The sequence below is a fragment of the Streptomyces sp. SLBN-118 genome (genome assembly GCF_006715635.1).
Classification (GTDB): Bacteria; Actinomycetota; Actinomycetes; order Streptomycetales; family Streptomycetaceae; genus Streptomyces.
In genome coordinates this window covers 3,674,691-3,697,292 of sequence record NZ_VFNP01000001.1, presented here as the reverse complement: position 1 = coordinate 3,697,292, position 22,602 = coordinate 3,674,691, and the positions used below count along the sequence as shown (strand labels likewise).

The following is a 22,602-nucleotide window of genomic DNA, read 5'->3' as shown; positions in this document are numbered from 1 at the left end:
CGGTCCTGGTGACCGTGTCCGCGTCAGGGGTTCAGCGTTGTCCGGGCATGGGGGCTTCGCCGTGGATCGTGTCGGATGGCCTGCGGGAGCGGATCGAGCCGCTGCTGCCCCGCAAGGAACGCCGGGGACTTCCGCACCGAGCCTGAGATGGGCGGAGTCAGCCGGATCCTCATTGGCGCACCGCTGTGGATGCATACGACGCGGCCAGACACGCTGCGGATGCACGGTGCCGCGAACCGGGTGGCGCTTCCCGGCCTGCCGTCGTAGCGGTGGATGCCTGCTCAGTCGAGATGCACGGCCGCCGAAGTAAGAGGTTTCGAAGGGGGATTCCTGAGGGCCCGTGGGCCATGTGTGGGCCAGTCGTCTCTTAGAGCGCTTCGTGTGGGCCTACCGTGCAGGTCAGAGAGGGTGGGCAATATGATTGCCCGGCGGTCTTGAAGACCGTCGTGGCAGCGATGTCACCGTGGGTTCAAATCCCACACCCACGGCAGGTAAACGGCCCCTGACCAGGCAACTTGGTCAGGGGCCGTTCTCACGAGCCTTGTCCGCCAGCGACCGCGGCTCCCCGCTGTTTCCCGACCGAACGGGCACGGGAAGGGCACGGCCATCTTCTGATCGGTTCTAGAACGCCGTAGCAGCAAGCGTGCCGACACCAATGATCATGAATGCGCCTCCGAGTACTCGGCACGTAGTGGCACTCCCGGGCCATGATCGGTACGCGTAGGACATTGACTGAAGCCGCTCAGCCGCGCCCCACACATTGGTCGCCAGGATTCCCCCGCCGACCAGCGCGAGCACTCCCCAGGTCAACTCGAACACGTAGCTGGTCACGCGGCGAGGATAACGCGCGGTCGGCGTAGCGGCTTTGGGCGGGAGCTGCCATGGGGCGAGAGATCATGGCCCCTTACGCTGGCCGCGAATCGGGCTGGCTCCTCGCCTGCCCGCAATTGCCCGATCGGGGCCATGATCTTCGAGGCTCGCCCCATGGTGGCTGCCTAAAGCCGTGGAGCCGACCGCCCCAGCCACGTGCCGGCCTTTCTCTGACGGTTGGCTCCGCGCTCGGTGCGCCGCCGCCCGGCTGGGGGCAGCCGGGCGAAGACAAAGGCACGCCCGCAGCCGGGGGCTGCGGCGCGCGCCGCGCTTGCGCGGCGCCTTGAACCCGTGAAGAAAGTTGTTACTCAGGCGGCAGGTGGGATGTGCCAGAGCGGGGCTTGGTACTGCTCAGGACGGCTGTTGAGCAGGAGGGCTCTGAGGTCTTGGCGCTGTTTGCCGTTGAGTTCGAGGGCTTCGGTGAGGCGGCGGAATGTCGTGTGGGTGATTCCGCGTGCGCGGGCTTCGGCCTCGAACTGGTCGAGTTGGCGGAGGGTCGTCTCGGGGTCGAGCTTCTGCTCTGGCTGGGTGCCGAGCCAACTGGCCTTGTTGCGTTCGTAGTCGATTTCGGAGTAGCCGCAGATTTCGCGGCTGCGGTGCTCGACCTCGTCGAGGGTTTCCGTTGTGAGGATGGCGCGTGCCAGCTCGTTGCGGGTGAGGGCGTCGTCCAGGTCCGCTTCGTGGATGGTGGGGCCCTCGTCGGTGAGGGGGACCGGGAGGCCGGCGTCTCTGACTTCGCACAGGCCGCGGACCCCTCGGGCTGTGGCCGCGAGCATGGCCGTTGCTTCCGAGGGGTGCCATTCCAGGACCGAGGTCACCGACTCCACGTGCTCGGCTGTGAGGGTCAAGATCGTGGGGCCTATGCGGTCGCGTAGGTCGTCGGTCGGGATCTCGCCGTCGAGGCCGGGGCCTGCGACCAGGAGCCGTACGGGTGCGTTGACTTGGCAGCAGGCCGCGAGCGTGAGGGCGTCGGCCAGTGGGCTGCGCAATGTCGGCTCGTCGCCGCGGGCGAGGATGTCGCCTCCGACGTCCAGGAGGTCGATCGACTCGGGCTCCAGTTGCTGGATGAGCTCTTCGAGCTGGCGCGTGATGCCCTCGGCACCGTGATGCGGGTCGATGAGGGCGAATGTCTGCGGGAGCTCCGCGGCGAGCCGCGGGAGGGTCGAGCCTGCCGGAGCTACCGGACGGGCATCGCCAGGTACCACCTGGACGCTTCTCGTCAGAGGGTGCAGGCCGGTGAAGCTTGCCGGTCCTCGTGGGCCCGGGACCGGGTCGACCAGAAGGCGATCCCACGCGTACGTGAAGACCACCGCTCGGCCCTCGACGCCGTACAAAGCGGCGTCGAGCATTGCGGCGGCGACTGCGTCGCCCCCTCCACCTGCTGCCACGATCAAGCGCGTCACCCGCGTCAGCGTACGGGGTACCTGCCTGGCCACTCACCCTATAGTGGCCAGAGGTAATAGCCACTTAGGGAAGGGGCTCGGATGCCGCAGATCGAAGAGACCCAGCCCAAGTACCTGCAGATCGCGCATCACATCCGCGATCAGATCTTGCGCGGTGACTTGAGGCCGGGGGACGAGGTTCCGTCGGAGAGGCAGCTGGCGGCCGACTGGAACGTGTCGCGGCCGACCGCTGCTCGGTCGTTGGAAGCCCTGAGTCATCAGGGCCTCGTCGAGAAGCGGCAGGGATCGGGGACGTACGTCCGCGGCCTTCAAGTGAACCGGCGTGCACGTGAGTTGTACGGCCGTGCCCGGCAGACAGGCAAGATCTATACGGCGGGCGAGTACGCGGTCATCACCTCGGCGGGTTGGCTCGACGCCCCCGACTACGTCGCCGAGGCGCTGAACCTGACAACCGGCACTCGCGCCGTGCATCGCCGGCGGGTGACCAGCAACGAGTCCGGGCCGATCACGCTCTCTACCTCGTGGTTCGCTGCCGTGGTGGGTGAGCGGGCGCCCAAGCTCTTGGAGCCGGACCGGATTCAGGAGGGCACGTTGATGTACGTCGAGGGCATGACGGGACGTCAAGGCAGTTACGCCGAGGATCGGATGTGTGCCCGAGTGGCCACCGAGGAAGAGGCGGCCGACCTCAATTTGTCTGCCGCTTCCGCCGTGTTGATCGTGCATCACATCGTCTTTGACATGCAGGATCGTCCGCTTGAGTTCGCCGAAGCGACCTACCCGCCTGGGCGTTGGGCCTTCGAGCAGGGCTACCCGATCACGTAGAAACCTGTGGCGCTGTCTGCGAACCACTTGCGCGCTCCAAGTGGCCAATGCCACTATCCAGTAAGTGGCTAAGGCCACTTACTGGAAGGGGCGCGGACGTGATCAAAGACGGCGCAGGGTTAGCGCGCAACGCGCATGCGCCATGCGTAGGTTGCCGGGGCCGAGGCTGGAAGCGCGTAGGTTCCCGCTCGGCCCTGGCGGCATCCGCGGCTGACGGTCGCGCTCGCACTACGTCCAAGCGGCGCTGTCTCGACTGTGACGGCACCGGTAGGGAGCAGCGAAGCGCATGACTGATGCCGATGACCGCCGTGAAGAATCGGGCCCCGGCCCGGTCTCGATCGGTCGCATGACCCTCTACCCGGAACCCGAATCGGTCGCCCGGGCCCGGCGATGGTTTCGGAAGTTTTTGGATCCGTACGACCTGTCGTGCTCGCTCGACGACTGCGTCTTGATGATCTCCGAACTCGTCACCAACGCGATCTTGTACGGGGAGGCGGAGGACGAGTGGCGGGTGCGCGTCGAGTGGTGGCGCGTGAACGAGGCCCTGCGGGTCGACGTCCACAATCCCGGATTTCCGGCGCACGTCAGGATGCGGCAGCCGACCGCCGACGAAGCGCACGGGCGCGGACTCTGCCTGGTCAATGAGCTGTCGGACTCGTGGAGCGCCGGGCCCAGTCCCTTCGGCGGCACGGTGGTGTCGTTCTTGGTTGACGGTGCTTGGAAGGGCTGACGGGCTGTTTCACGTGCAACGAGCGGAGTATGCTAGCACGCAAGTTAACTGGTTGACTTAGCAGATTGTGCTTGGTGGGGGCTATGGCGTACGAAGTGGCTGCACCCAAGTACGTGCGGTTGGCGCAGACGCTCCAGGGTCGGATCGAGGACGGAACGTACCCTCCCGGCACCGTCATCCCCAGTGAGAATCAGCTCGTTCAAGCCTTCGGCATGTCGCGCCCGACGGTCGTTCGGGCCCTCGAACTCCTCAAGCGGGATGGGTGGCTTGAGTCCCGGCAGGGGTACGGCACCATCGTGCGCGGCCAGCCGGAAGCGGTCGAGCAGAAGGCCCGGCGCGGTCGCGAAGCGCTGGAGCGGGACGAGTCCCAAGCTGCGGGCCGGCTGGCCGAGGTGAGAGAAGTGCCTGTGCCTCCGCGTGTGGCTTCGCTGCTCGGCGTGCCCAAGCGGGCCAAGATCCTCGTGCGGCGGCTGCTGATCGAGGATGAGGGCGAACCGGTCGAGCTGGCCTCGTCGTACTTCCCTGCAAGTCTGGTCGACGGTACGGACCTTGCCGGTCCCGCGCCGATTCAGGGTGGCCTCCGCGAGCACCTGGAGTCGCGGAAGCGTGTGCGCTTCGACCACGTGACGGAGCGCGTTTCCGCGCGGCTGGCGACCAAGGAGGAGAGCGGCCTTCTCGGCATGGCTGCCGGGGGCCCGCTGCTCAGCGTGCTTGTCGTGGCCTTCGACGCGTCCGGGCAGGCTCTCCAGGTGACCGATGTGCTGCTGCCGGCGGACCGGCAGGAACTCGAAGACACCTACCGGCTCGCCTGAGATCCCCCAACTGATCAGTCCAGCAAGGCACTTGAATCACTTGACAAGTCAACCTGGCATCTCTACCTTCGAACTTGCTAAGTCAACCTGTCAGGTGCTGGCAGGTATCCACACAGAGGAGAACTTTCAGTGCGTGTGATGCGAATCGACACCTCGACGGCAACGATCCTGATGACCGAGGCTCCGGCGCCGAAGCTGCGCGACCGGCAGACCGGTGAGATCGCCAAGGACGCCGTAACCGGCGAGGCTCTGATGACGATCGGCGTCGTCTACATCGATCAGGGGGAGTCATCTCTGATCTCGGTGACCGTTCCGCAGAGCGGCGTCATGGATGGGCTCGCCGTGGGTGCGCCCGTCTCGCTGCCGGGCCTGGTCGCCCGCCCGTGGGAGAGCGTCTTCAACGGTCAAGCACGACATGGCATCGCCTTCCGTGCGGCTGCCATCGCTCCCGGCGCGTACCCGGCCGGGCAGGAGGTCTGATCCCGTGGCTGACCTGGTGACGCTCGCCGAACTCGGGGGAACACTCACCGCCGTTGGAGGGGTGGCCTACGCCCGCAAGGCTCACCCCGCGGTCTACTGGTCCATGGTCGGCCTGCCCCTCTCGACGGCCCGGCTGCTGGTCTCGTACGGCTCCACCATGGATGCGTGCGGGCTCACGGTTCCGCCGTCCCGTCTGCGGGCGCTGGCCGTCAGGGCGACCACTCGCCGCGAAGTACGCCCGGTCCCTCCCCGTCGCGGTCTGGTCCGCCCGACCGCGACGGGGCTCCGGTTACGGCTCCGTCTCGCTCCCGGGCAGGAGCCGGCGGATGTGGCTGCCTCGTGCGAACGGCTTCGCCACGCCTGGGGCGTTCACGCCGTACACGTCCGGAGCATCAAACCGGGCGTCGTCGAACTGCGGCTCGTCGGATTCGATGTCCTGCGGGACGTGAAGATGCCGCGCCGCGTGGTGCGAGACCTTCTCGCCGTACCCGTGGCGCTGAGGGAGGACGCCACGCCGTTCGTACGCGACTACCGAGCCATCCCTCACCAACTGGTCCTCGGAGCCACGCTCTCGGGGAAGTCCATGTTCCTTCGCAACCTGCTGGCGGCGCTGGCGGCTCAGCCCGTGGCGCTCGTCGGCATCGACTGCAAGCGCGGTGTGGAGCTCGCTCCCTTCGCGCCTCGGCTCTCGGCCTTGGCCACGGACCCCGATGAGGCCGCCGAGCTGCTGCCCGTACTCGTACAGGAAATGGAGGACCGCTACGACCTGATCCGGGCCCGGCAGAGCGTCCCGCCCGGCGTCCGGGACGAGGAGATCACCTCCGACATATGGGGCTTGCCTGACGACGAACGACCGGCCCCGATCGTGCTCTTCGTCGACGAGGTCGCGGAACTGTTCCTCGTCGCCACCCGCAAGGACGAGGAACGGCGCGACGAGATGGTCACCCAGCTCATCCGCCTCGCCCAGCTCGGACGGGCCGCGGGCATCTACTTGGAGGTCTGCGGACAGCGCTTCGGGGCCGAACTGGGCAAGGGGGCGACCATGCTCCGGGCCCAGCTCACTGGCCGCGTCTGCCACCGCGTGAACGACGAGGCGTCGGCCAAGATGGCGCTGGGCGACATCGCTCCTGAGGCGGTGTACGTCGCTTCCGCCATCGCTCCCGAAGTGCCTGGGGTCGCGGTCGTCGGCGACTCGTCCGGCGGCTGGTCCCGCATTCGTACGCCGTACCTTTCCCTCGCCGATGCCGCGGCTACCTGCCGCGACTCGGCGCATCTCGCCCCGCACATACCGGCGCTGGAGTCCTTCCGGCCCTACGCCTCGGCCGAGCTGAGTCCGGCGGGCTGAGCGCTCAATCCCCCGGCTGGCGTGACCGCATCGCGCCGAGTCCCTACCCCGCCATGCCCCCAAACCGGAGGTCCTGCCGTGCGAGCGCTGCCCGTCCGCGTCGACGCCGTCCTGATCCAGGCGGTCATCGCCGCCGCGCTCTCTTTCGCGCACCTTCATGACCTGGCCGTGGCAGCTGGCCAGGACGGTTGGAAGGCGTGGGCCTATCCGGTCAGCGTCGACCTGCTGATGGTCGCCGCCTGGAAGCGACTGAGGTCGGGGGAGTCCCGGGCAGCCGGATGGTCGTGGTTCTTGGTGGCCATCGCCGCGAGCCTCGGGGCGAACGTGGCCACCGCGGGACTGCTCGACCTCGACAACGTTCCGGCGTGGCTCCGCATCACCGTGGCCGGTTGGCCAGCGGTTGCCTTCCTCGGCGGCACGCTCCTCGCACACGGGGCCAATGACCGTACGGAAGCGGTCGCGGGACCGGACCCGGTGCTCCCTGTCGAGCCGGAGTCACCCGCGCTGCCCGCGGCTCCCGAAGTGCCCCGTACCGCTGCTCAGCCCCCGGCCGCTCTCGTCGACCACGCCCGAAAGGTCGCGGCAGAACACCGCACCCGCACGGGAGCTCCGATCGACACCGCGACGCTTCGCGCCCGGCTCGGTGTCCCGCTGCCGCTCGCCGATGCCATCGCCGCCCAACTCACCTGACCGACAAGGAAACGCCGTTGCGTCCGTCCACGCTCCGCACGCTCAAGCGCGCGGCCGAACTCACCCGCCAGAACCACTTCGTCGAAGCCGTGCTCCTTGCCGAGCCCGTGATCCTCAGCGCCGACGAGCAGGAAGCCGCCGAGATCCGCCGCTGGCTCATCGACCACACCGCCCAACTCACCCAGGAAGGGACCCACTCATGCCCGCACAGCCGCGCTTCCGACGCGTGATCCGCGTCGGCCCGGTCCAGGTCGGGACGTACTACGACGGCCGTGGCCGCGAGAAGCACACCGCCGCCTGCACGGCTCCCCGCTGCGGCTTCTCCACCGACTTCGACAGTCGAGCCGCCGCCGAACTGGCTGCCCGTACTCACCGCTGTTCCGTCCGCTGAGGAGCCTCTTGTGACCGTGAGTCTGCCGCTCGTCTTCGTCCTCGGCGTCATCGCCTGGGCCGCGATCAAGTTCCTCGGCATCCGCCTGTGGGTCGCCGTCGTGATCGCCCTCTTCGGCTTCTGGCTCTCTCAGACCTTCCTCGCCCCGGCGATCGAATCCGGCACGCGCTCCGGAGTCGACGTCGTCAACGGCACCAACAAATGAGAGGAGAACTGCCGTGCTGCTCCGCCCGAAACTGCCCGACGCTCCGCCTGTCCCGACCGCGCACCTCATCACCTCGGCGCTACCCGCCGAGCGGCACCACACCGCCCCCGTATGCGCCTGCCAGCACGCTCCGGTGGCTTCCCCTGCCCGCCCGGTCGCGCCGTACGTGGGCCTCGGCGTCGGAGCGGTCGCGGCCGTCCTCGTGGTCGGCGTCGTGCTGACCGCACTCCTGGCCACGGTCGCCATAACGGCCGTGTCCGTCTCCATCGCAGCCCTGGTGCTGCGCTCCCTGCTCAGCAGCGCACGAACGCGCTGACCGGCCTGCCGGGGCGGCCTCGATACCGCCAAGCATCCCGCCGCCCCGGCAGGCACTGACCCTCCCAACCACTGTCGAAAGGACAGCTCCATTACTACCGGACACACTGCGCCTCCGCTCAAGGACCTGGGCGGGCTCGCTGCACTCGGCAACATGCCTGCTCTTGTCCGCCAACTTCGCGGCCTCGGCGGCTGCACACACCCCGTACGGCTCAACGGCCACCGCATCGAACACGAACTCAACCCGCGAACGGGTGAGATCGGCCGGGTCCTGCACCACCTCGACTCGGCAGAGCTCCCGGCCGGCCATCTCCTCGTGCGCTGCAACAACCGCCGGGCGACCCGCTGCGCGGCCTGCGCAGAGGTCTACCGTCGGGACACCTACCAGCTGATCACCGCCGGACTGCGCGGCGGCAAGGGCAACGCTGAGACGGTCGCCCAACACCCAAGGGTGTTCGCAACGTTCACGGCGCCCGGCTTCGGGCCCGTCCACAACCGGCCCACCGATCGGCGCGGAACCGTACGGCCCTGCCGCTGCGGCCTGCTGCACGACCAGGACGACGACGTACTCGGCGTGCCGCTCGACCCGGCAACGTACGACTACGAAGCCTCAGTGCTCTGGAATGCCCACGCGGGGATGCTCTGGAGGCGCTTCTCTAGCTACCTGCGCCGAGAGATTGCCAAGCGCGCCGGGCTCACCCAGCGCGACTTCCCGAAAGCCGCCCGAGTCTCGTTCGCCAAGGTCGCCGAGTACCAGAAACGCGGCGCGGTCCACTTCCACGCCGTGATCCGTATCGACGGCCCGGAGGGTAGCCAGAGCTTCCCTCCGGCCTGGGCAACGGCTGAGTTGCTGACCGACGCGATTCGCGGCGCCGCTCGGCATGCGGCCGTCAGCGGGCCCATGGTCGACGGCCGGCCCCACGCCTTCAGGTTCGGTCGGCAGCTCGACGTACGTCCGATCCGCTCCGCCGACTTCGAGGGCCCGGCCGAACTGACCGAACGGGCCGTGGCCGCCTACATCGCCAAGTACGCCACGAAAGGTGCTGAGGCAGCGACCGGGACCCTGGACCGGCCGATCAAGTTCCTTGCCGAGCTCGCCCATGCGCGCATCACGGACCACGCCCGACAGATGATCCGCACGGCCTGGCTGCTCGGCGCGCGCAAGGATCTGGCTGAGCTGCGGCTGAGGGCCTGGGCCCACATGCTCGGTTTCCGCGGCCACTTCTCGACCAAGACGCGCCGCTACTCGACCACCCTCGGCGCTCTGCGCAATGCCCGAGCGGAATGGAGGCGCGCCCAAGCGCTCGCGGCTCTGCCCGAGGAATTCCGTTCCGTCGAGGTCGACCAGGACGAGGAGACGACATACGTCGTCGCCCACTGGGCTTTCGCCGGTATCGGCATGACCCGTGGCGAGGAATGGCTATCCGCCTCGCTTGCTCCCGCTCTCGGCACGGAAGGAGAACCCACTCATGGCTGAGCGGCTTCTCACAGTCGCGCAGGCTGCCGAGCGGCTGGGCACGAGCGAGCGCTTCCCTCGTCGCCTGATTGCCGAACGACGTGTGACCTTCGTGAGGGTCGGTCGGCATGTCCGCATCCCTGAAGGTGCTCTGGCGGCATTCATCGATGCCAACACTGTTCAGCCGGTTCGTCGTCGGCGCTCTCGCTACGGGAGGGCGGCCTGATGGCCAACAAGAAGGGCAGGCGACGCACGTTCGGTGCGGTACGGAAGCTGCCGTCCGGTCGATACCAGGCTCGCTATCCCGGGGCAGACGATGTGATGCGGCCTGCTCCCGAGACCTTCGAGACTGCCCGTGACGCTGACGACTGGCTTGCCGAAAAGCAGACCGAGATCCGACGGGGCGATTGGCAGGACCCAGACGCTGGTGCCGTCAATGTCGAGGAGTACGCGCTTCGCTGGGTCAAGGAGCGTCGGCTCTCCGACACCACGGATGAGCTGTATAGGCGGCTGCTACGGCTGCACATCCTTCCCGCCTTCGGGGACCTCGACCTCGACCAGATCACCGCGCCGCGTGTGCGGAGCTGGCGTTCAGAACGTCTCGACACGACCGGTGCCGAGACCACAGTCGCCAAGAGCTATCGACTCTTCAAAGCCATCTTGGAGACAGCCGTCGAGGATGAGCTGATCCGCAGGAACCCATGCCGTATCCGGGGAGCGGGAAAGGAGTCCGCGGCGGAACGGCCGGTCGCCTCAGTCGACCAGGTCGACGCGCTTGCCAACCCACTCGGGCTTCGCTGGCGCCTGATGGTCTACCTCGGCGCATACGGACCGCTCCGACCTGAGGAACAGGCCGAGCTCCGCCGAAAAGATGTGGACCTCGACAACCTGACCGTTCGCGTCCGGCAGGCTGCTCCGGAGCTGACCTCCGGCAAGCGGGCTGAAGGGCCGACCAAGTCCGAGGCAGGCAAGCGACTCGTGGTCCTGCCGGCCTTTCTGTATATCGAGCTGCGGCGGCACCTCGACTGGTACGCCGAAAGGGGTCCGGACGGACTGTTGTTCGTGGGGGAGAAGGGCAAGCCGTTCCGGCGCTCGACCTTCGGGCGGAAGTGGCGCAAGGCCAGAGCGAAGGTCGGCCTGCCGGAGGGTTTCCGCTTCTACGATCTTCGTCACACCGGGCACACCCTCACGACCCGATCCGGGGCGACGCTCAAGGACACGATGGTGCGTGCCGGGCAGTCCACGGAGCGTGCCGCGCTGATCTACCAGCACTCGGATCTGGAGCGCCAGAAGGAGGTTGCTGCTGGGCTTGACCAGCTGGTCCGTGGGCAGCGCAAGAAGCCGGACGATCAAGCATCTGGCACGGATCTGGCACGAGACGCTTAGACCGGTCTAGACAACAACAAAGCCCCGGGCCGCTGGCCTGGGGCTTTTCCATGGAGCGGGTGACGGGAATCGAACCCGCGCTCTGAGCTTGGGAAGCTCATGTTCTACCATTAAACTACACCCGCGTAGCGGCCGTGACCGGCACCGCATCGTCGCACACTGTACCCCATTGCTGGCCCCCGGTGTATTTCGCCGCGGGGCCTTTGCGCTGTCCCGGGGCCCCTGATCCAGGGCCTGATCCCGCGTCCTCCCGAAGGCCGGATGTGACTGCGGGGCACGGGAGTTGAGGCTACCGTTGAAAGGCGGAGTGCCGCGTGCGACCCCGTGCCCTTCATCCTCTAATGTGGCGGTTCGTCCGCATTTGGTTGGGGAAGGGACCCGATGGACTTGATGGAGCGCACCGTCGTCCGCTGTGCCGAGGGGCACGTCTTCAGTACCGCTTCGTTCCCGATGCAGCAGCTCGGCGCCGATCGGATCGGGCCCGGTCGGCTCATCCGGTGTCCGCGCTGTGCGCGGCTGCGCAGCGTCGTGCCCGTGGAGCCCGCCAAGCGGTAGCGGGTCGTCTGCGGGGACGCAGCGGAACGTCAGGGAGAGGCACTGAGAGCGTACGGAGAGGAGCGCACGGGGCCGTCCGATTGGGGTGGGCCCGTGCACTCTGCGTATCCTCAGGACGTGCTTCTCTCAGACAAGGACATCCGGGCCGAGATCGACGCCGGGCGGGTCCGTATCGACCCGTACGACGAGACCATGGTGCAGCCCTCGAGCATCGACGTGCGGCTGGACCGCTACTTCCGGGTGTTCGAGAACCACCGCTATCCGCACATCGACCCCGCCGTCGAGCAGGCCGATCTGACGAGGCTCGTCGAGCCCGAGGGCGATGAGCCCTTCATCCTGCACCCCGGGGAGTTCGTCCTCGCCTCGACGTACGAAGTCATCTCGCTGCCGGACGATCTCGCATCGCGGCTCGAGGGGAAGTCCAGTCTGGGCCGGCTCGGTCTGGTCACGCACTCCACCGCCGGCTTCATCGACCCGGGGTTCTCCGGGCACGTCACGCTCGAGCTGTCGAATCTCGCCACGCTGCCCATCAAGCTCTGGCCGGGGATGAAGATCGGCCAGCTGTGCATGTTCCGGCTGAGCTCACCGGCCGAGTTCCCGTACGGGAGCGAGCGCTACGGCTCGCGCTACCAGGGGCAGCGGGGACCGACCGCCTCGCGGTCCTTCCAGAATTTCCACCGGACGCAGGTGTGAGCCATGGCTGAGGTACGGGAGAACCTGACGTACGAGAAGTTCGGCGGCGCGATCCGCCAGCTCGCGCAGGCCATCGCCGACGACGGTTACGAGCCGGACTGAATCTCCGGCGTATTGATAAGCGAGGCTCGGTCGGCTCCTGTAGTTCGTGTGGCCCGGCCCTGTGGCGGTCCGGCGCACAGTCCCCGCCGGATCGGTGGTCGACGGTTCTGGAGGATGCGAGCCACGGGCCGCAGTCCACGGGAACGGCACGGGCAAGGCGGAGTGCGCGGAACTGGATCACGACTCCTGGTCGCTTGTGGCCGCGGGCGCCTGGTGCCCTGGAAGAAGTGAAGACAGTTTCTGACACAGGTCCGGAACGCTTTCCGCTCCGCTTCCCGACCGGTCTGCGGCACAAGGCGCAAGCATCCTCACGGAAGCCGCCCGCTGCTCTCGGATGCCGACCGGGACATCGTCCGTCTTGTCAATGACCCTCAGTTCTCGCCCTGGCTGGAACAGATCAAACCATCGGGGGCTGTGCCCGTCCGGTCTACCTGTCCGCTCCACGATCACCCACAATGCCGTAGCCGGTGAGGCGATCTCGTCCTACTCGACCGCCGGGGAACCTGGTGAGCGGCTGGCGGTGCGGTGCCGTAACCGCCGTGCCTCGGTTTGCGAGCCCTGTTCCCACCTGCACGCCGGAGACACCTTCCAGGCCGTGCGGGCGGGCCTGTCCGGCGGCAAGGGCATCCCGAATGCGGTGCGCGAGCGGCCCCCGGCTGTTCGTCACCATCACTGCCCCGTCCTTCGGTCCCGTGCATCGCGTCCGCGACGGGGAGCGCCGTCATCCCCGCCGGGATGCTCCGCGCTGCGGCCAAGGGCGCCCGCTCCGGCTGCGGCCTGGTGCACGTCGACGTTGACCACCTGGTCGGCCTGCCGCTGTGTGCCGACTGCTACGACTACGCCGGGCATGTGCTGTGGCACGCGCACGCCGGGCGGCTGTGGGACCGGTTCACCCCGCCGTGCGGCGCCACCTCGCCTCGTCGGCAGGCATCCCGCGCTCCCGGCTCGGTGACCACCTGGGGTGTCCTTCGCCTAGGTGTATTGACCCGTGAGGTCGGGGACGCGGCTGGCGGGTGGCTGGCCCTTGAGTGCGGTGTGTCCGCGGTGGTGATTGTAGGTGTGCAGCCAGGCGGGGTAGGCGTCGCGTCGTTCGGTCTCGGTCCGGTAGGGCTGTGCGTAGGCCCATTCGTCCAGGAGGGTGCGGTTGAACCTCTCCACCTTGCCGTTGGTCTGGGGTCGGTAGGGACGGGTCCGCTTGTGTGAAATCCCCTGTGCTGCAAGGGAGTTGCGCCAGAGGTGGGACTTGTAGCAGGAGCCGTTGTCGGCCGGTCGGCCGTGTGGAGCATGGCGGGGTGCGGATTGCGCGTGGGCGAAGCGCTCGCGATGTGCGAACAGAAGTGGGAGCAGAAGGCGGGGTTCGCCACGATCAATGCCCAGCTCTCCACGTTCGGGGCCAATGACGGTGCCGGGCGGGGAACGGCGATCCGGGAAGATGTGAAGTGGTCTCGGACTGGTCGCCGTGTCCCGGTTCCCGAGATCACTGACGAAGCCTGGCGTGCCCACATCGCGACGTACGACACCTGGGGTGAGGAAGGCTGGTTCTACGAGTCCGAGACGTTCGCGGAACGCTTTCCCTCGCGTACGACGTTCGCGGACAGGTGGAACAAGGCGATCGAGGTTGCTGGGCTTGAGCACCGGGGCCTCACGCCCAAGTCGTTGCGGCACTACTTCGCCTCGGTCGCCATGGCGGCGGGAGTCCCCATGGCGGAGCTGGCAGTCTGGATGGGGCACGCCAGCAGTAAGACCACGGAGCAGGTGTATGTGCATCTGCTGCCGGGTGCTGAGGAGCGGATCAAGGGCGCCGTTGCTCTGGCTGTCGCCCGTGATCTGTCCGAGTCGCTGAGCCGCATCCGCTCGGCGTAGGTGGTGCTGACTCAGTCGAGTGTGCTGAGTAGGTGCTGAGTTGAGGCGCAATCTCCGGCATATTGCCTGGTGATTGCGTCTCTCGGCTCTAATGTGTTCTACACGGGCGTGGGACGACGCTGGAGATGCCGGTCATGCTCGCGCCGGTGCCGAACGCCATCGACTTCTCCGACAAGAAAATCCTCATCGCCGACGATGTCGCAGACACCGGCAAGACGCTCAAACTCGTGCACGACTTCTGCGTCGACCATGTCGCCGAGGTGCGCAGTGCCGTCATCTACGAGAAGTCGCAGTCCCTCGTGAAGTGCGAGTACGTCTGGAAGCGCACCGATGAGTGGATCAACTTCCCGTGGAGCGTGGAAAAGCCCGTCGTGCAGGGCAGCGGGCAGGTTCTCGACGCCTGACCTGACGCGGGCATGCGCAGGGGCCCCGGCCGGGGGCCCCTGCGCATGTCTCGGCTCAGATCGTGCCCAGCTTGATGATCGACAGCAGCGCGATCAACTGGATCGCCGACGCCCCCAGCGCCTTCGGCCACGGCAGGTCGTGCGACTTGCTCACCATCGATGTGAACAGCGCACCCGCCGCCAGCCAGGTTGCCCAGCCCAGCAGTTGGACCAGGGAGTTCTCGCCGCCCAGGAAGAGCGCGAACACCAGGCGGGGCGCGTCCGTGATGGACACGATCAGCATGGAGAGGGCGACCGTCGGCTGCCAGGCGCCGTCGCCGCCGAGCTGGCGGGCCAGGGTGTGGGTCACCGCGCCCAGGATCAGGCCGCCGATGACGAACGCCACCGCCGTCGTCAGGACGTACGGAATGGCCGTGGAGATCGTCGCGTTGATCGTCTCCTCGCGGGCCTTGTCGAAGCCGAAGAGCGCGAGCAGGCCGTAGAGGAACGTGACGATCAGCGCCGGGCCCCACACGGGGTAGTCGCGCATCTGCCAGAACGTCGGGCCAGGGCGCAGCACGATGCCGCTCAGCAGCTGCTTCCAGTGCAGCCGCGGGCCCGTCGGCGCGGTCGGCGCAGCGCCCGCGCGGTAGGTCGCCCCGTCGCCGTACGGGTCCTCGTTGATGCCGAACGCCTGCGTGTGGCCAGGGTTGTTGGCATAAGGGTCGGCGTGCGGGGGCTGCTGCTGGTACGGGTCGCCGAAGTACTCAGGTTCGCCGTACGGGCCCTGGGGGTGCTGCTGTTGGTGGCCGCTGCCCGCCTGGGGCCACTGCGGCGGTTGTTGCTGCTGCCCGTACGGCCCAGCCGCACGGCCGCCTCCGCCCCGGTAGGGCGGCGGCGGTGCCTGCTGCGGTTGCTGCTGCTGCGTGCGGTTGTCCCGGCCGCGTCCGATCCTGAATCCAGCCACGTAATCGAACGTACCTGTTCCCGGAGAGTGACGTGCCCGCGCTCGGGGAACGCACAGGTCTTTGCTGCCGACCTGTGACATCCCCTAGGGGATCGAGGAGGGGCAGCCGGGCGGGTCCGGTGCACCCGGCTCAGTGCAGGAAGACCGACGTGCTGAAGGTGAGCAGCGCTGCCGTCCGCGCCGAGGCCGGGTACAGGGCCACCACATCCGCCCGCTCGCCCCTGTGCGTACGAGTGACCAGGTCGGGGCGCTTGTCGCCGTCGAAGTCCGCGTACTGCAGCACGTCGGTCACCGGGCTCGTCTCGCCCGCACGCAGGGCGGGTGACGGCGGGAGGGGCACGGCGGTGAAGACATAGCGGCCGCCCGCGCGGCCGGGGCCCCCGGGGCCGCCGAGCAGCACCTTGCCCTTGGCCGCCGCGCCCGGCTCGGGGGCGCGGGTGGAGACCACCAGGTCGTCGTAGCCGTCGTCGTTGACATCGGGCCGGGGGGAGGGTGCGGACAGCGCGGGGCCGCCGCCCTCGGCCGGGGCTGTGGCCGCGCGGGGGGCGCCGGTGCGGGTGAAGGGACCGCGCAGGAAGCTGACTCGGCCCGCGGACGCGGTGACTGCCAGGTCGGTGGAGCCGTCGCCGTCGAAGTCGCCGCAGACGGGGTGGTCGGGCCACTCGTTTCCGTAACGGGCCTGCTCGGGGATGCGCAGGACGACCGCCTTGCCCGCGAGCCCGGCCGGGGAGCCGAAGAGGACCTGGAGCGGTACGGGTGGGCGGCCGATGCCGTCGTACGGCGGGTCGGTGGCCACGATCAGGTCGGAGAAGCCGTCCTTGTCGAGGTCGCAGGCGGCCTCGGCGTCGAAGGCGGCGGGGATGGTGCCCCCGACAGGCGCGGCGTTGGCCCGCGGGGTGAGGAGGCGGCGTACGGACGGGTCGAGGACGCGGGGGCTCGCCGTGCCGTAGACGACGCCGATGCCCGCGTCGTCGCCGTGGCTGTCACCGGGGGCCTTGACCAGGTCGTTCAGAACGAGGTCTCGGTGGCCGTCGCCGTTGAAGTCGGCAGGGACGCGGCTCCCCCTGCCGTGGGGGACGGGCAGCGCGCCCGCCCGGGCGGCGAGCGGTGCGGTGTCGCCGTTCTTGGCGGGCGCGGGCCGCTCCGGCTCGGGGGTGCTTGTGCAGCCCGCCAGCAGTACCACGCAGGCGCAGGCCGCGATCGTCGCCGCGTGCCCCAGTCCTGTCCGCACAACCCACCTCGTCCGTCTCGATCGTCATCGGCCGCCTCATGATGCTCGTTCGGCGCTCGCGTCAGGGCAATGGCTGCGGCGCGATCGCCGGTCAATGGTTATCCCAGCAGGCGGATCGACGACATGAACGGCAACCTGCGGACAGAAGCGGCCGGTTCTGCCCCCGAGGCAGATCCGGCCGCTTCTGTAGCTTCGCAGTCTTCCAGGAACTACTTCACCGGCTCGGGTTCCGGTGTGTCCTCCGACTCGGCCTCACCAGCGGGCTCGGCCGGAGGTGTCTTCACCGAGTCGAGCAGCAGCTGCGCGACATCCACGACCTGCAGGCTCTCCTTCGCCTTGCCGTCGTTCTTCTTGCCGTTGACGGAGTCCGTCAGCATGACGAGGCAGAACGGGCAGGCGGTCGAGACGATGTCCGGGTTCAGCGAAAGAGCCTCGTCCACACGCTCGGTGTTGATGCGCTTGCCGATCCGCTCCTCCATCCACATGCGCGCGCCACCGGCGCCACAGCAGAAGCCGCGCTCCTTGTGACGGTGCATCTCCTGCTGGCGCAGGCCCGGGACGGCGGACATGATCTCGCGCGGCGGCGTGTAGACCTTGTTGTGGCGGCCCAGGTAGCAGGGGTCGTGGTACGTGATCAGACCCTCGACCGGCGTCACCGGAATGAGCTTGCCCTCGTCGATGAGGTGCTGGAGCAGCTGTGTGTGGTGGATGACCTCGAACTCGCCGCCCAGCTGCGGGTATTCGTTCGCGATCGTGTTGAAGCAGTGCGGGCAGGTCGCGACGATCTTCTTCGACGACTTGGGCTTCTTGGTCGTCTCGTCCTCGTCGTCTTCTCCGTAGGCCATGTTCAGCATGGCCACGTTCTCCTGGCCGAGCTGCTGGAACAGCGGCTCATTGCCCAGGCGCCGGGCGGAGTCACCCGTGCACTTCTCGTCGCCGCCCATGATCGCGAACTTCACGCCCGCGATGTGCAGCAGCTCCGCGAAGGCCTTGGTGGTCTTCTTGGCCCGGTCCTCCAGGGCACCCGCGCAGCCGACCCAGTACAGGTAGTCGACCTCGCTGAGGTCCTCGACGTCCTTGCCGACGATCGGGACCTCGAAGTCGACCTCCTTGGTCCACTCCACGCGCTGCTTCTTGGCGAGCCCCCAGGGGTTGCCCTTCTTCTCCAGGTTCTTGAGCATCGTGCCCGCCTCGGACGGGAACGCGGACTCGATCATCACCTGGTAGCGGCGCATGTCGACGATGTGGTCGATGTGCTCGATGTCGACCGGGCACTGCTCCACGCACGCACCGCAGGTGGTGCAGGACCACAGGACGTCCGGGTCGATGACGCCGTTCTCCTCCAGCGTCCCGATCAGGGGGCGCTCGGCCTCGGCGAGAGCGGCCGCGGGGACGTCCCCCAGAGCCTCGGCGGACGCCTTCTCCTCGCCCTCCATCGTCTTGCCGCCGCCGGCCAGCAGATACGGGGCCTTGGCGTGCGCGTGGTCGCGCAGCGACATGATCAGGAGCTTGGGGGACAGCGGCTTTCCGGTGTTCCAGGCCGGGCACTGCGACTGGCAGCGGCCGCACTCGGTGCACGTGGAGAAGTCGAGGATGCCCTTCCAGGAGAACTGCTCGACCTGGGAGACGCCGAAGACGTCGTCCTCGCCCGGGTCCTCGAAGTCGATCTCCTTGCCGCCGCTGGTCATCGGCTGCAGGGCGCCGAGAGCGGTGGAGCCGTCGGCGTTCCGCTTGAACCAGATGTTCGGGAAGCCGAGGAAGCGGTGCCAGGCGACACCCATGTTGGTGTTGAGCGAGACCGTGATCATCCAGATCAGCGAGGTGCCGATCTTGATCATCGCGGTGAAGTAGATCAGCGTCTGGAGCGTGGGGACGCTCAGTCCCTTGAAGGCCAGGACCAGGGGGTACGAGACGAAGTACGCGGGTTCGTAGCCCTCGATGTGGTGGATCGCGCCCTCGAGCCCACGCAGGGCGAGGATCGCGAGGCCGATCGTGAGGATGACGTACTCGACGAAGTACGCCTGCCAGGCCTTGGAGCCCGCGAAGCGCGACTTGCGGCCGGCTCGCGAGGGCAGGTTGAGCAGCCGGATCGCCATCAGCACGACGATGCCGACGACGGTCATGATGCCGATGAACTCGATGTACATCTCGAACGGCAGGAATCCGCCGATGACGGGCAGAGTCCAGTCCGCCTCGAAGAGCTGGCCGTACGCCTGCGCAAGAGTCGGCGGGAGCGTCAGGAAGCCGATCGCGACGAACCAGTGGGCGAAGCCCACGATCCCCCACCGGTTCATCCGGGTGTGGCCGAGGAACTCCTTGACCAGGGTGATCGTGCGCTGCTTCGGGTCGTCGGTGCGGCTGCCTGCCGGGACCGGCTGACCGAGCTTCACGAAGCGGTAGATCTGCGCGACGGCTCGGGCGATGAGCGCAACGCCGACCACGGTCAGGACCAGCGACACGATGATCGCGGCGAGTTGCATTTGGGGCTCCTCGGGCCTGCGAGGGTGGGGAATCTCGACAGTCTACTAAGCGGTAACTTATTCAGTCCGTGCTGAGAGTACCCACTTATGCCGCCGCACTGTAGCCGCGCAGCCGGTGATCTGTGTCGCTCAGGCAAGCCTGACCGGACGGGCCGCGCGGCGTCCGGCGATCGCGATCGGCAGGGTCCGGACCAGGATCAACAGGTCCAGTCCCAGCCAATACTGCTCCACATAATGCAGGTCGAGCACACCCATTTCCTCCCAGGGGAGCTCTGAGCGGCCGCTGATCTGCCACAGCCCCGTCATTCCGGGGCGCACGCCGAGACGGGCCCGCCCCGCGACGGAGGCGTCCTGCCCGGGCGGCAGCGGCCGGGGGCCCACGAGCGACATCTCCCCGCGTACGACATTGATCAGCTGCGGCAGATTGTCCAGGAAGTGGCGGCGCAGCAGCCGTCCCGCGGGCGAGGCCGGTGTCGTACGGAACGACAGCATCGCAAACGTGGAACCGCCAAGGCCCGTCCTGTCGCGGCGGGTCAGGAGCGGGCCGCCGGTGGTCGAGGCGACCGCGGCGGCGAGGGTGAGCAGCACGGGGGACAGGAGCAGTAGCAGGAGCAGGCTGCCCGTCAGGTCGATGGCTCGCTTCGCAGGCATGGACGCACGCCCTTTGGCTCAATTGACCGCTTTTTGCGGCTATGACTCTCCCAGACGCGGGTCGCCGCGAAGGGGTGCGCCACGCGCTGCGGCGGACGTGGGGGCGCAGGTCCGGGGGCGGGCTGCAGGTAAGAGCCGGATAAAAGTTGAGTGGGGTCGACTCAGCTCTGTTGACGTCATCGGGTCGGTCGTGCATCCTTGAGCCAGATCCACTCAAGTCAGCTGGAGGAATTGAAATGGCACGTGCGGTCGGCATCGACCTGGGCACGACTAACTCCGTCGTCAGCGTTCTGGAGGGCGGCGAGCCCACCGTCATCACCAACGCCGAGGGTGCCAGGACCACGCCGTCCGTCGTCGCCTTCGCGAAGAACGGTGAGGTGCTGGTCGGCGAGGTGGCGAAGCGTCAGGCAGTCACGAACGTCGACAGGACCATCCGGTCGGTCAAGCGCCACATGGGCACCGACTGGAAGATCGAGCTCGACGGGAAGACCTTCAACCCGCAGCAGATGAGCGCCTTCATCCTGCAGAAGCTGAAGCGTGACGCGGAGTCCTACCTCGGCGAGAAGGTCACCGACGCCGTGATCACCGTCCCGGCGTACTTCAACGACTCCGAGCGCCAGGCCACCAAGGAGGCCGGCGAGATCGCCGGTCTGAACGTCCTGCGCATCGTCAACGAGCCGACGGCGGCCGCCCTGGCCTACGGCCTCGACAAGGACGACCAGACCATCCTCGTCTTCGACCTCGGTGGCGGCACCTTCGACGTCTCGCTGCTGGAGATCGGCGACGGCGTCGTCGAGGTGAAGGCCACCAACGGTGACAACCACCTCGGTGGTGACGACTGGGACCAGCGCGTCGTCGACTACCTGGTGAGGCAGTTCGCCAACGGTCACGGCGTGGACCTGTCCAAGGACAAGATGGCTCTCCAGCGTCTGCGCGAGGCTGCGGAGAAGGCGAAGATCGAGCTGTCGTCGTCGACCGAGACGAACATCAACCTGCCCTACATCACGGCCTCCGCCGAGGGCCCGCTGCACCTGGACGAGAAGCTCACGCGCGCTCAGTTCCAGCAGCTCACCGCAGACCTGCTCGAGCGCTGCAAGACCCCGTTCCACAACGTGATCAAGGACGCCGGCATCCAGCTGTCCGAGATCGACCACGTGGTTCTGGTCGGCGGCTCGACCCGTATGCCCGCCGTCGCCGAGCTCGTCAAGGAGCTCACCGGAGGCCAGGACGCCAACAAGGGTGTGAACCCCGACGAGGTCGTCGCCATCGGTGCCGCTCTGCAGGCCGGTGTCCTCAAGGGCGAGGTCAAGGACGTCCTGCTCCTCGACGTCACCCCGCTGTCGCTTGGTATCGAGACCAAGGGCGGCATCATGACCAAGCTGATCGAGCGCAACACCACGATCCCGACCAAGCGTTCGGAGATCTTCACGACGGCCGAGGACAACCAGCCGTCCGTTCAGATCCAGGTCTACCAGGGCGAGCGCGAGATCGCGGCGTACAACAAGAAGCTCGGGATGTTCGAGCTGACCGGTCTGCCGCCCGCCCCGCGCGGGGTCCCGCAGATCGAGGTCGCCTTCGACATCGACGCCAACGGCATCATGCACGTGACCGCGAAGGACCTGGGCACGGGCAAGGAGCAGAAGATGACCGTCACCGGCGGCTCCTCGCTGCCGAAGGACGAGGTCGACCGGATGCGCCAGGAGGCCGAGCAGTACGCGGACGAGGACCACCGCCGCCGCGAGGCCGCCGAGTCCCGCAACCAGGGTGAGCAGCTCGTCTACCAGACCGAGAAGTTCCTCAAGGACAACGAGGACAAGGTCCCCGGTGACGTCAAGACCGAGGTCGAGACCGCGCTCGGCGAGCTGAAGGAGAAGCTCAAGGGCGAGGACACGGCCGAGATCCGCACGGCGACCGAGAAGGTCGCCGCGGTCAGCCAGAAGCTCGGCCAGGCGATGTACGCCAACGCCGCCCCCGAGGGCGGTGCGCCCGGCGCCGAGGGCGCCCAGGCCGGCGAGCAGCCCCAGGCCGAGGACGATGTGGTCGACGCCGAAATCGTCGACGACGAGAAGCCGAAGAAGGACGGTGCCGCGTGACGGAGGAGACCCCGGGCTTCGAGGAGAAGCCCGACGTCCCCTCAGGCGCCACCCCTGACGACGCCGCCGCGTCCGCCGAGTCCTCCGAGAAGGAGGGCCCGGCGGCCCCGGCAGGGGACGCAGCAGCAAAGATCGCCGGCCTGACGGCTCAGCTGGACCAGGTGCGCATGGCGCTCAACGAGCGCACGGCGGACCTCCAGCGGCTCCAGGCCGAGTACCAGAACTACCGCCGTCGTGTGGAGCGCGACCGGATCACGGTCAAGGAGATCGCCACGGCGAGCCTGCTGACCGAGCTCCTGCCCGTGCTCGACGACATCGGCCGTGCCCGTGATCACGGAGAGCTGGTGGGCGGGTTCAAGTCGGTTGCCGAGTCTCTTGAGACGGCCGCCGCCAAGATGGGCCTGCAGCAGTTCGGCAAGGAGGGCGAGCCCTTCGACCCGACGATCCACGAGGCCCTGATGCACTCGTACGCACCGGATGTCACCGAGACCACGTGCGTCGCGGTCCTGCAGCCGGGGTATCGCATCGGCGAACGGACCATCAGGCCCGCACGGGTCGCGGTGGCCGAGCCCCAGCCGGGCGCGACCCCCGCGGCCGGGGTCGCGAAGGACGAGACGGCGAACGACGAGGAGAGCGGTGGCCCGGAGGAGGGCTGATCCGACGATGGTCCGGAAGGAGG

At 67.9% G+C, this 22,602-nt stretch carries 24 protein-coding genes, 1 tRNA gene and 5 pseudogenes; 22 read left to right on the top strand and 8 right to left on the bottom strand.

The window, feature by feature from the left end:
* Positions 1-12: 12 nt before the first annotated feature.
* Positions 13-125: pseudogene (locus tag FBY35_RS38035) on the top strand (IS5/IS1182 family transposase); the annotation flags it as partial.
* A gap of 496 nt (positions 126-621) precedes the next feature.
* On the opposite strand, the gene FBY35_RS16870 reads toward FBY35_RS38035, so the two are convergent.
* Positions 622-831 (bottom strand): hypothetical protein, encoded by a 210-nt coding sequence (locus tag FBY35_RS16870; protein WP_142214585.1) that lies wholly within the window; start codon positions 829-831, stop codon positions 622-624.
* A gap of 347 nt (positions 832-1,178) precedes the next feature.
* On the bottom strand, positions 1,179-2,273 hold the full coding sequence (locus tag FBY35_RS16865) for a DUF1152 domain-containing protein (protein ID WP_142214584.1): 1,095 nt from the start codon (positions 2,271-2,273) through the stop codon (positions 1,179-1,181).
* A gap of 81 nt (positions 2,274-2,354) precedes the next feature.
* Here FBY35_RS16865 and FBY35_RS16860 point away from each other — a divergent pair, with 81 nt between their 5' ends.
* The 13 genes from FBY35_RS16860 (at position 2,355) to FBY35_RS16800 (ending at position 10,905) form a co-directional block, all read left to right on the top strand.
* Complete coding sequence (locus FBY35_RS16860; RefSeq protein WP_142214583.1) at positions 2,355-3,095, top strand: GntR family transcriptional regulator; 741 nt, start codon at positions 2,355-2,357, stop codon at positions 3,093-3,095.
* A 286-nt stretch (positions 3,096-3,381) separates the two neighbouring features.
* Complete coding sequence (locus tag FBY35_RS16855) at positions 3,382-3,825, top strand: ATP-binding protein (RefSeq protein ID WP_260848634.1); 444 nt, start codon at positions 3,382-3,384, stop codon at positions 3,823-3,825.
* Between the two features lie 83 nt (positions 3,826-3,908).
* Complete coding sequence (locus FBY35_RS16850) at positions 3,909-4,637, top strand: GntR family transcriptional regulator (protein WP_142214582.1); 729 nt, start codon at positions 3,909-3,911, stop codon at positions 4,635-4,637.
* A gap of 129 nt (positions 4,638-4,766) precedes the next feature.
* On the top strand, positions 4,767-5,117 hold the full coding sequence (locus FBY35_RS16845) for a hypothetical protein (RefSeq protein WP_142214581.1): 351 nt from the start codon (positions 4,767-4,769) through the stop codon (positions 5,115-5,117).
* Between the two features lie 4 nt (positions 5,118-5,121).
* Positions 5,122-6,462, top strand: coding sequence for an FtsK/SpoIIIE domain-containing protein (locus FBY35_RS16840; RefSeq protein WP_142214580.1), 1,341 nt, complete (start codon positions 5,122-5,124; stop codon positions 6,460-6,462).
* A gap of 78 nt (positions 6,463-6,540) precedes the next feature.
* Positions 6,541-7,152 (top strand): DUF2637 domain-containing protein, encoded by a 612-nt coding sequence (locus FBY35_RS16835; protein WP_142214579.1) that lies wholly within the window; start codon positions 6,541-6,543, stop codon positions 7,150-7,152.
* Positions 7,153-7,169: 17 nt separating this feature from the next.
* Positions 7,170-7,382, top strand: a complete 213-nt coding sequence (locus tag FBY35_RS16830) for a hypothetical protein (RefSeq protein WP_142214578.1) — start codon at positions 7,170-7,172, stop codon at positions 7,380-7,382.
* Positions 7,352-7,543: a mobile element transfer protein gene (locus tag FBY35_RS16825; protein WP_142214577.1), complete on the top strand. Its 192-nt coding sequence runs from the start codon at positions 7,352-7,354 to the stop codon at positions 7,541-7,543. The genes FBY35_RS16830 and FBY35_RS16825 overlap by 31 nt, the downstream gene beginning before the upstream one ends.
* Positions 7,544-7,553: 10 nt before the next feature.
* Positions 7,554-7,748 (top strand): hypothetical protein, encoded by a 195-nt coding sequence (locus tag FBY35_RS16820; protein ID WP_142214576.1) that lies wholly within the window; start codon positions 7,554-7,556, stop codon positions 7,746-7,748.
* Between the two features lie 16 nt (positions 7,749-7,764).
* The gene (locus FBY35_RS16815; protein WP_142215113.1) at positions 7,765-8,064 is read left to right on the top strand and encodes a hypothetical protein; all 300 of its coding nucleotides are present in this window, start codon (positions 7,765-7,767) and stop codon (positions 8,062-8,064) included.
* Positions 8,065-8,217: 153 nt separating this feature from the next.
* Positions 8,218-9,540 carry a replication initiator gene (locus tag FBY35_RS16810; protein WP_142214575.1) on the top strand — a complete coding sequence of 441 codons (1,323 nt, stop codon included), beginning with the start codon at positions 8,218-8,220 and terminating at the stop codon, positions 9,538-9,540.
* Positions 9,533-9,745 (top strand): excisionase family DNA-binding protein, encoded by a 213-nt coding sequence (locus FBY35_RS16805; RefSeq protein ID WP_142214574.1) that lies wholly within the window; start codon positions 9,533-9,535, stop codon positions 9,743-9,745. The genes FBY35_RS16810 and FBY35_RS16805 overlap by 8 nt, the downstream gene beginning before the upstream one ends.
* Positions 9,745-10,905, top strand: coding sequence for a site-specific integrase (locus FBY35_RS16800; protein ID WP_186356955.1), 1,161 nt, complete (start codon positions 9,745-9,747; stop codon positions 10,903-10,905). Before FBY35_RS16805 ends, FBY35_RS16800 begins: the two co-directional genes overlap by 1 nt.
* Positions 10,906-10,956: 51 nt before the next feature.
* Here the strand turns inward: FBY35_RS16800 and FBY35_RS16795 are convergent.
* A tRNA-Gly gene (locus tag FBY35_RS16795) sits at positions 10,957-11,030 on the bottom strand.
* Between the two features lie 256 nt (positions 11,031-11,286).
* Here FBY35_RS16795 and FBY35_RS36440 point away from each other — a divergent pair.
* From FBY35_RS36440 to FBY35_RS38030, 4 genes and pseudogenes are all read left to right on the top strand, one after another.
* Positions 11,287-11,460 carry a hypothetical protein gene (locus FBY35_RS36440; RefSeq protein ID WP_186356954.1) on the top strand — a complete coding sequence of 58 codons (174 nt, stop codon included), beginning with the start codon at positions 11,287-11,289 and terminating at the stop codon, positions 11,458-11,460.
* A 117-nt stretch (positions 11,461-11,577) separates the two neighbouring features.
* On the top strand, positions 11,578-12,153 hold the full coding sequence (gene dcd, locus FBY35_RS16790; protein ID WP_142214573.1) for a dCTP deaminase: 576 nt from the start codon (positions 11,578-11,580) through the stop codon (positions 12,151-12,153).
* A gap of 3 nt (positions 12,154-12,156) precedes the next feature.
* Positions 12,157-12,252 (top strand): annotated as a pseudogene (locus FBY35_RS16785) (phosphoribosyltransferase); the annotation flags it as partial.
* 337 nt (positions 12,253-12,589) lie between these two features.
* Positions 12,590-13,089 (top strand): annotated as a pseudogene (locus FBY35_RS38030) (replication initiator); the annotation flags it as partial.
* Positions 13,090-13,227: 138 nt separating this feature from the next.
* Here the strand turns inward: FBY35_RS38030 and FBY35_RS16780 are convergent.
* Positions 13,228-13,518: pseudogene (locus tag FBY35_RS16780) on the bottom strand (integrase core domain-containing protein); the annotation flags it as partial.
* On the opposite strand from FBY35_RS16780, the gene FBY35_RS16775 reads away from it, so the two are divergent.
* Both FBY35_RS16775 and FBY35_RS16770 read left to right on the top strand, forming a co-directional pair.
* Positions 13,492-14,118: a tyrosine-type recombinase/integrase gene (locus FBY35_RS16775; RefSeq protein ID WP_142214572.1), complete on the top strand. Its 627-nt coding sequence runs from the start codon at positions 13,492-13,494 to the stop codon at positions 14,116-14,118. The pseudogene FBY35_RS16780 and the gene FBY35_RS16775 sit on opposite strands and share 27 nt — an antisense overlap.
* Before the next feature lie 104 nt (positions 14,119-14,222).
* Positions 14,223-14,522 (top strand): annotated as a pseudogene (locus FBY35_RS16770) (phosphoribosyltransferase); the annotation flags it as partial.
* Between the two features lie 55 nt (positions 14,523-14,577).
* On the opposite strand, the gene FBY35_RS16765 reads toward FBY35_RS16770, so the two are convergent.
* The 4 genes from FBY35_RS16765 to FBY35_RS16750 form a co-directional block, all read right to left on the bottom strand.
* A complete protein-coding gene (locus tag FBY35_RS16765; RefSeq protein WP_142214571.1) occupies positions 14,578-15,468 on the bottom strand; it encodes a Yip1 family protein in 891 nt (296 codons plus the stop codon).
* A 130-nt stretch (positions 15,469-15,598) separates the two neighbouring features.
* On the bottom strand, positions 15,599-16,699 hold the full coding sequence (locus FBY35_RS16760; RefSeq protein WP_142214570.1) for a VCBS repeat-containing protein: 1,101 nt from the start codon (positions 16,697-16,699) through the stop codon (positions 15,599-15,601).
* Positions 16,700-16,908: 209 nt separating this feature from the next.
* Positions 16,909-19,179, bottom strand: a complete 2,271-nt coding sequence (locus FBY35_RS16755) for a (Fe-S)-binding protein (protein WP_142214569.1) — start codon at positions 19,177-19,179, stop codon at positions 16,909-16,911.
* A gap of 129 nt (positions 19,180-19,308) precedes the next feature.
* Positions 19,309-19,830 carry a sugar transferase gene (locus FBY35_RS16750; protein ID WP_142214568.1) on the bottom strand — a complete coding sequence of 174 codons (522 nt, stop codon included), beginning with the start codon at positions 19,828-19,830 and terminating at the stop codon, positions 19,309-19,311.
* Positions 19,831-20,066: 236 nt separating this feature from the next.
* Between FBY35_RS16750 and dnaK the strand changes: the two genes are divergently transcribed.
* Together dnaK and grpE are read left to right on the top strand one after the other, a co-directional pair.
* Complete coding sequence (gene dnaK / locus FBY35_RS16745; RefSeq protein WP_142214567.1) at positions 20,067-21,923, top strand: molecular chaperone DnaK; 1,857 nt, start codon at positions 20,067-20,069, stop codon at positions 21,921-21,923.
* Complete coding sequence (grpE, locus tag FBY35_RS16740; RefSeq protein WP_142214566.1) at positions 21,920-22,579, top strand: nucleotide exchange factor GrpE; 660 nt, start codon at positions 21,920-21,922, stop codon at positions 22,577-22,579. Before dnaK ends, grpE begins: the two co-directional genes overlap by 4 nt.
* Positions 22,580-22,602 lie beyond the last annotated feature (23 nt).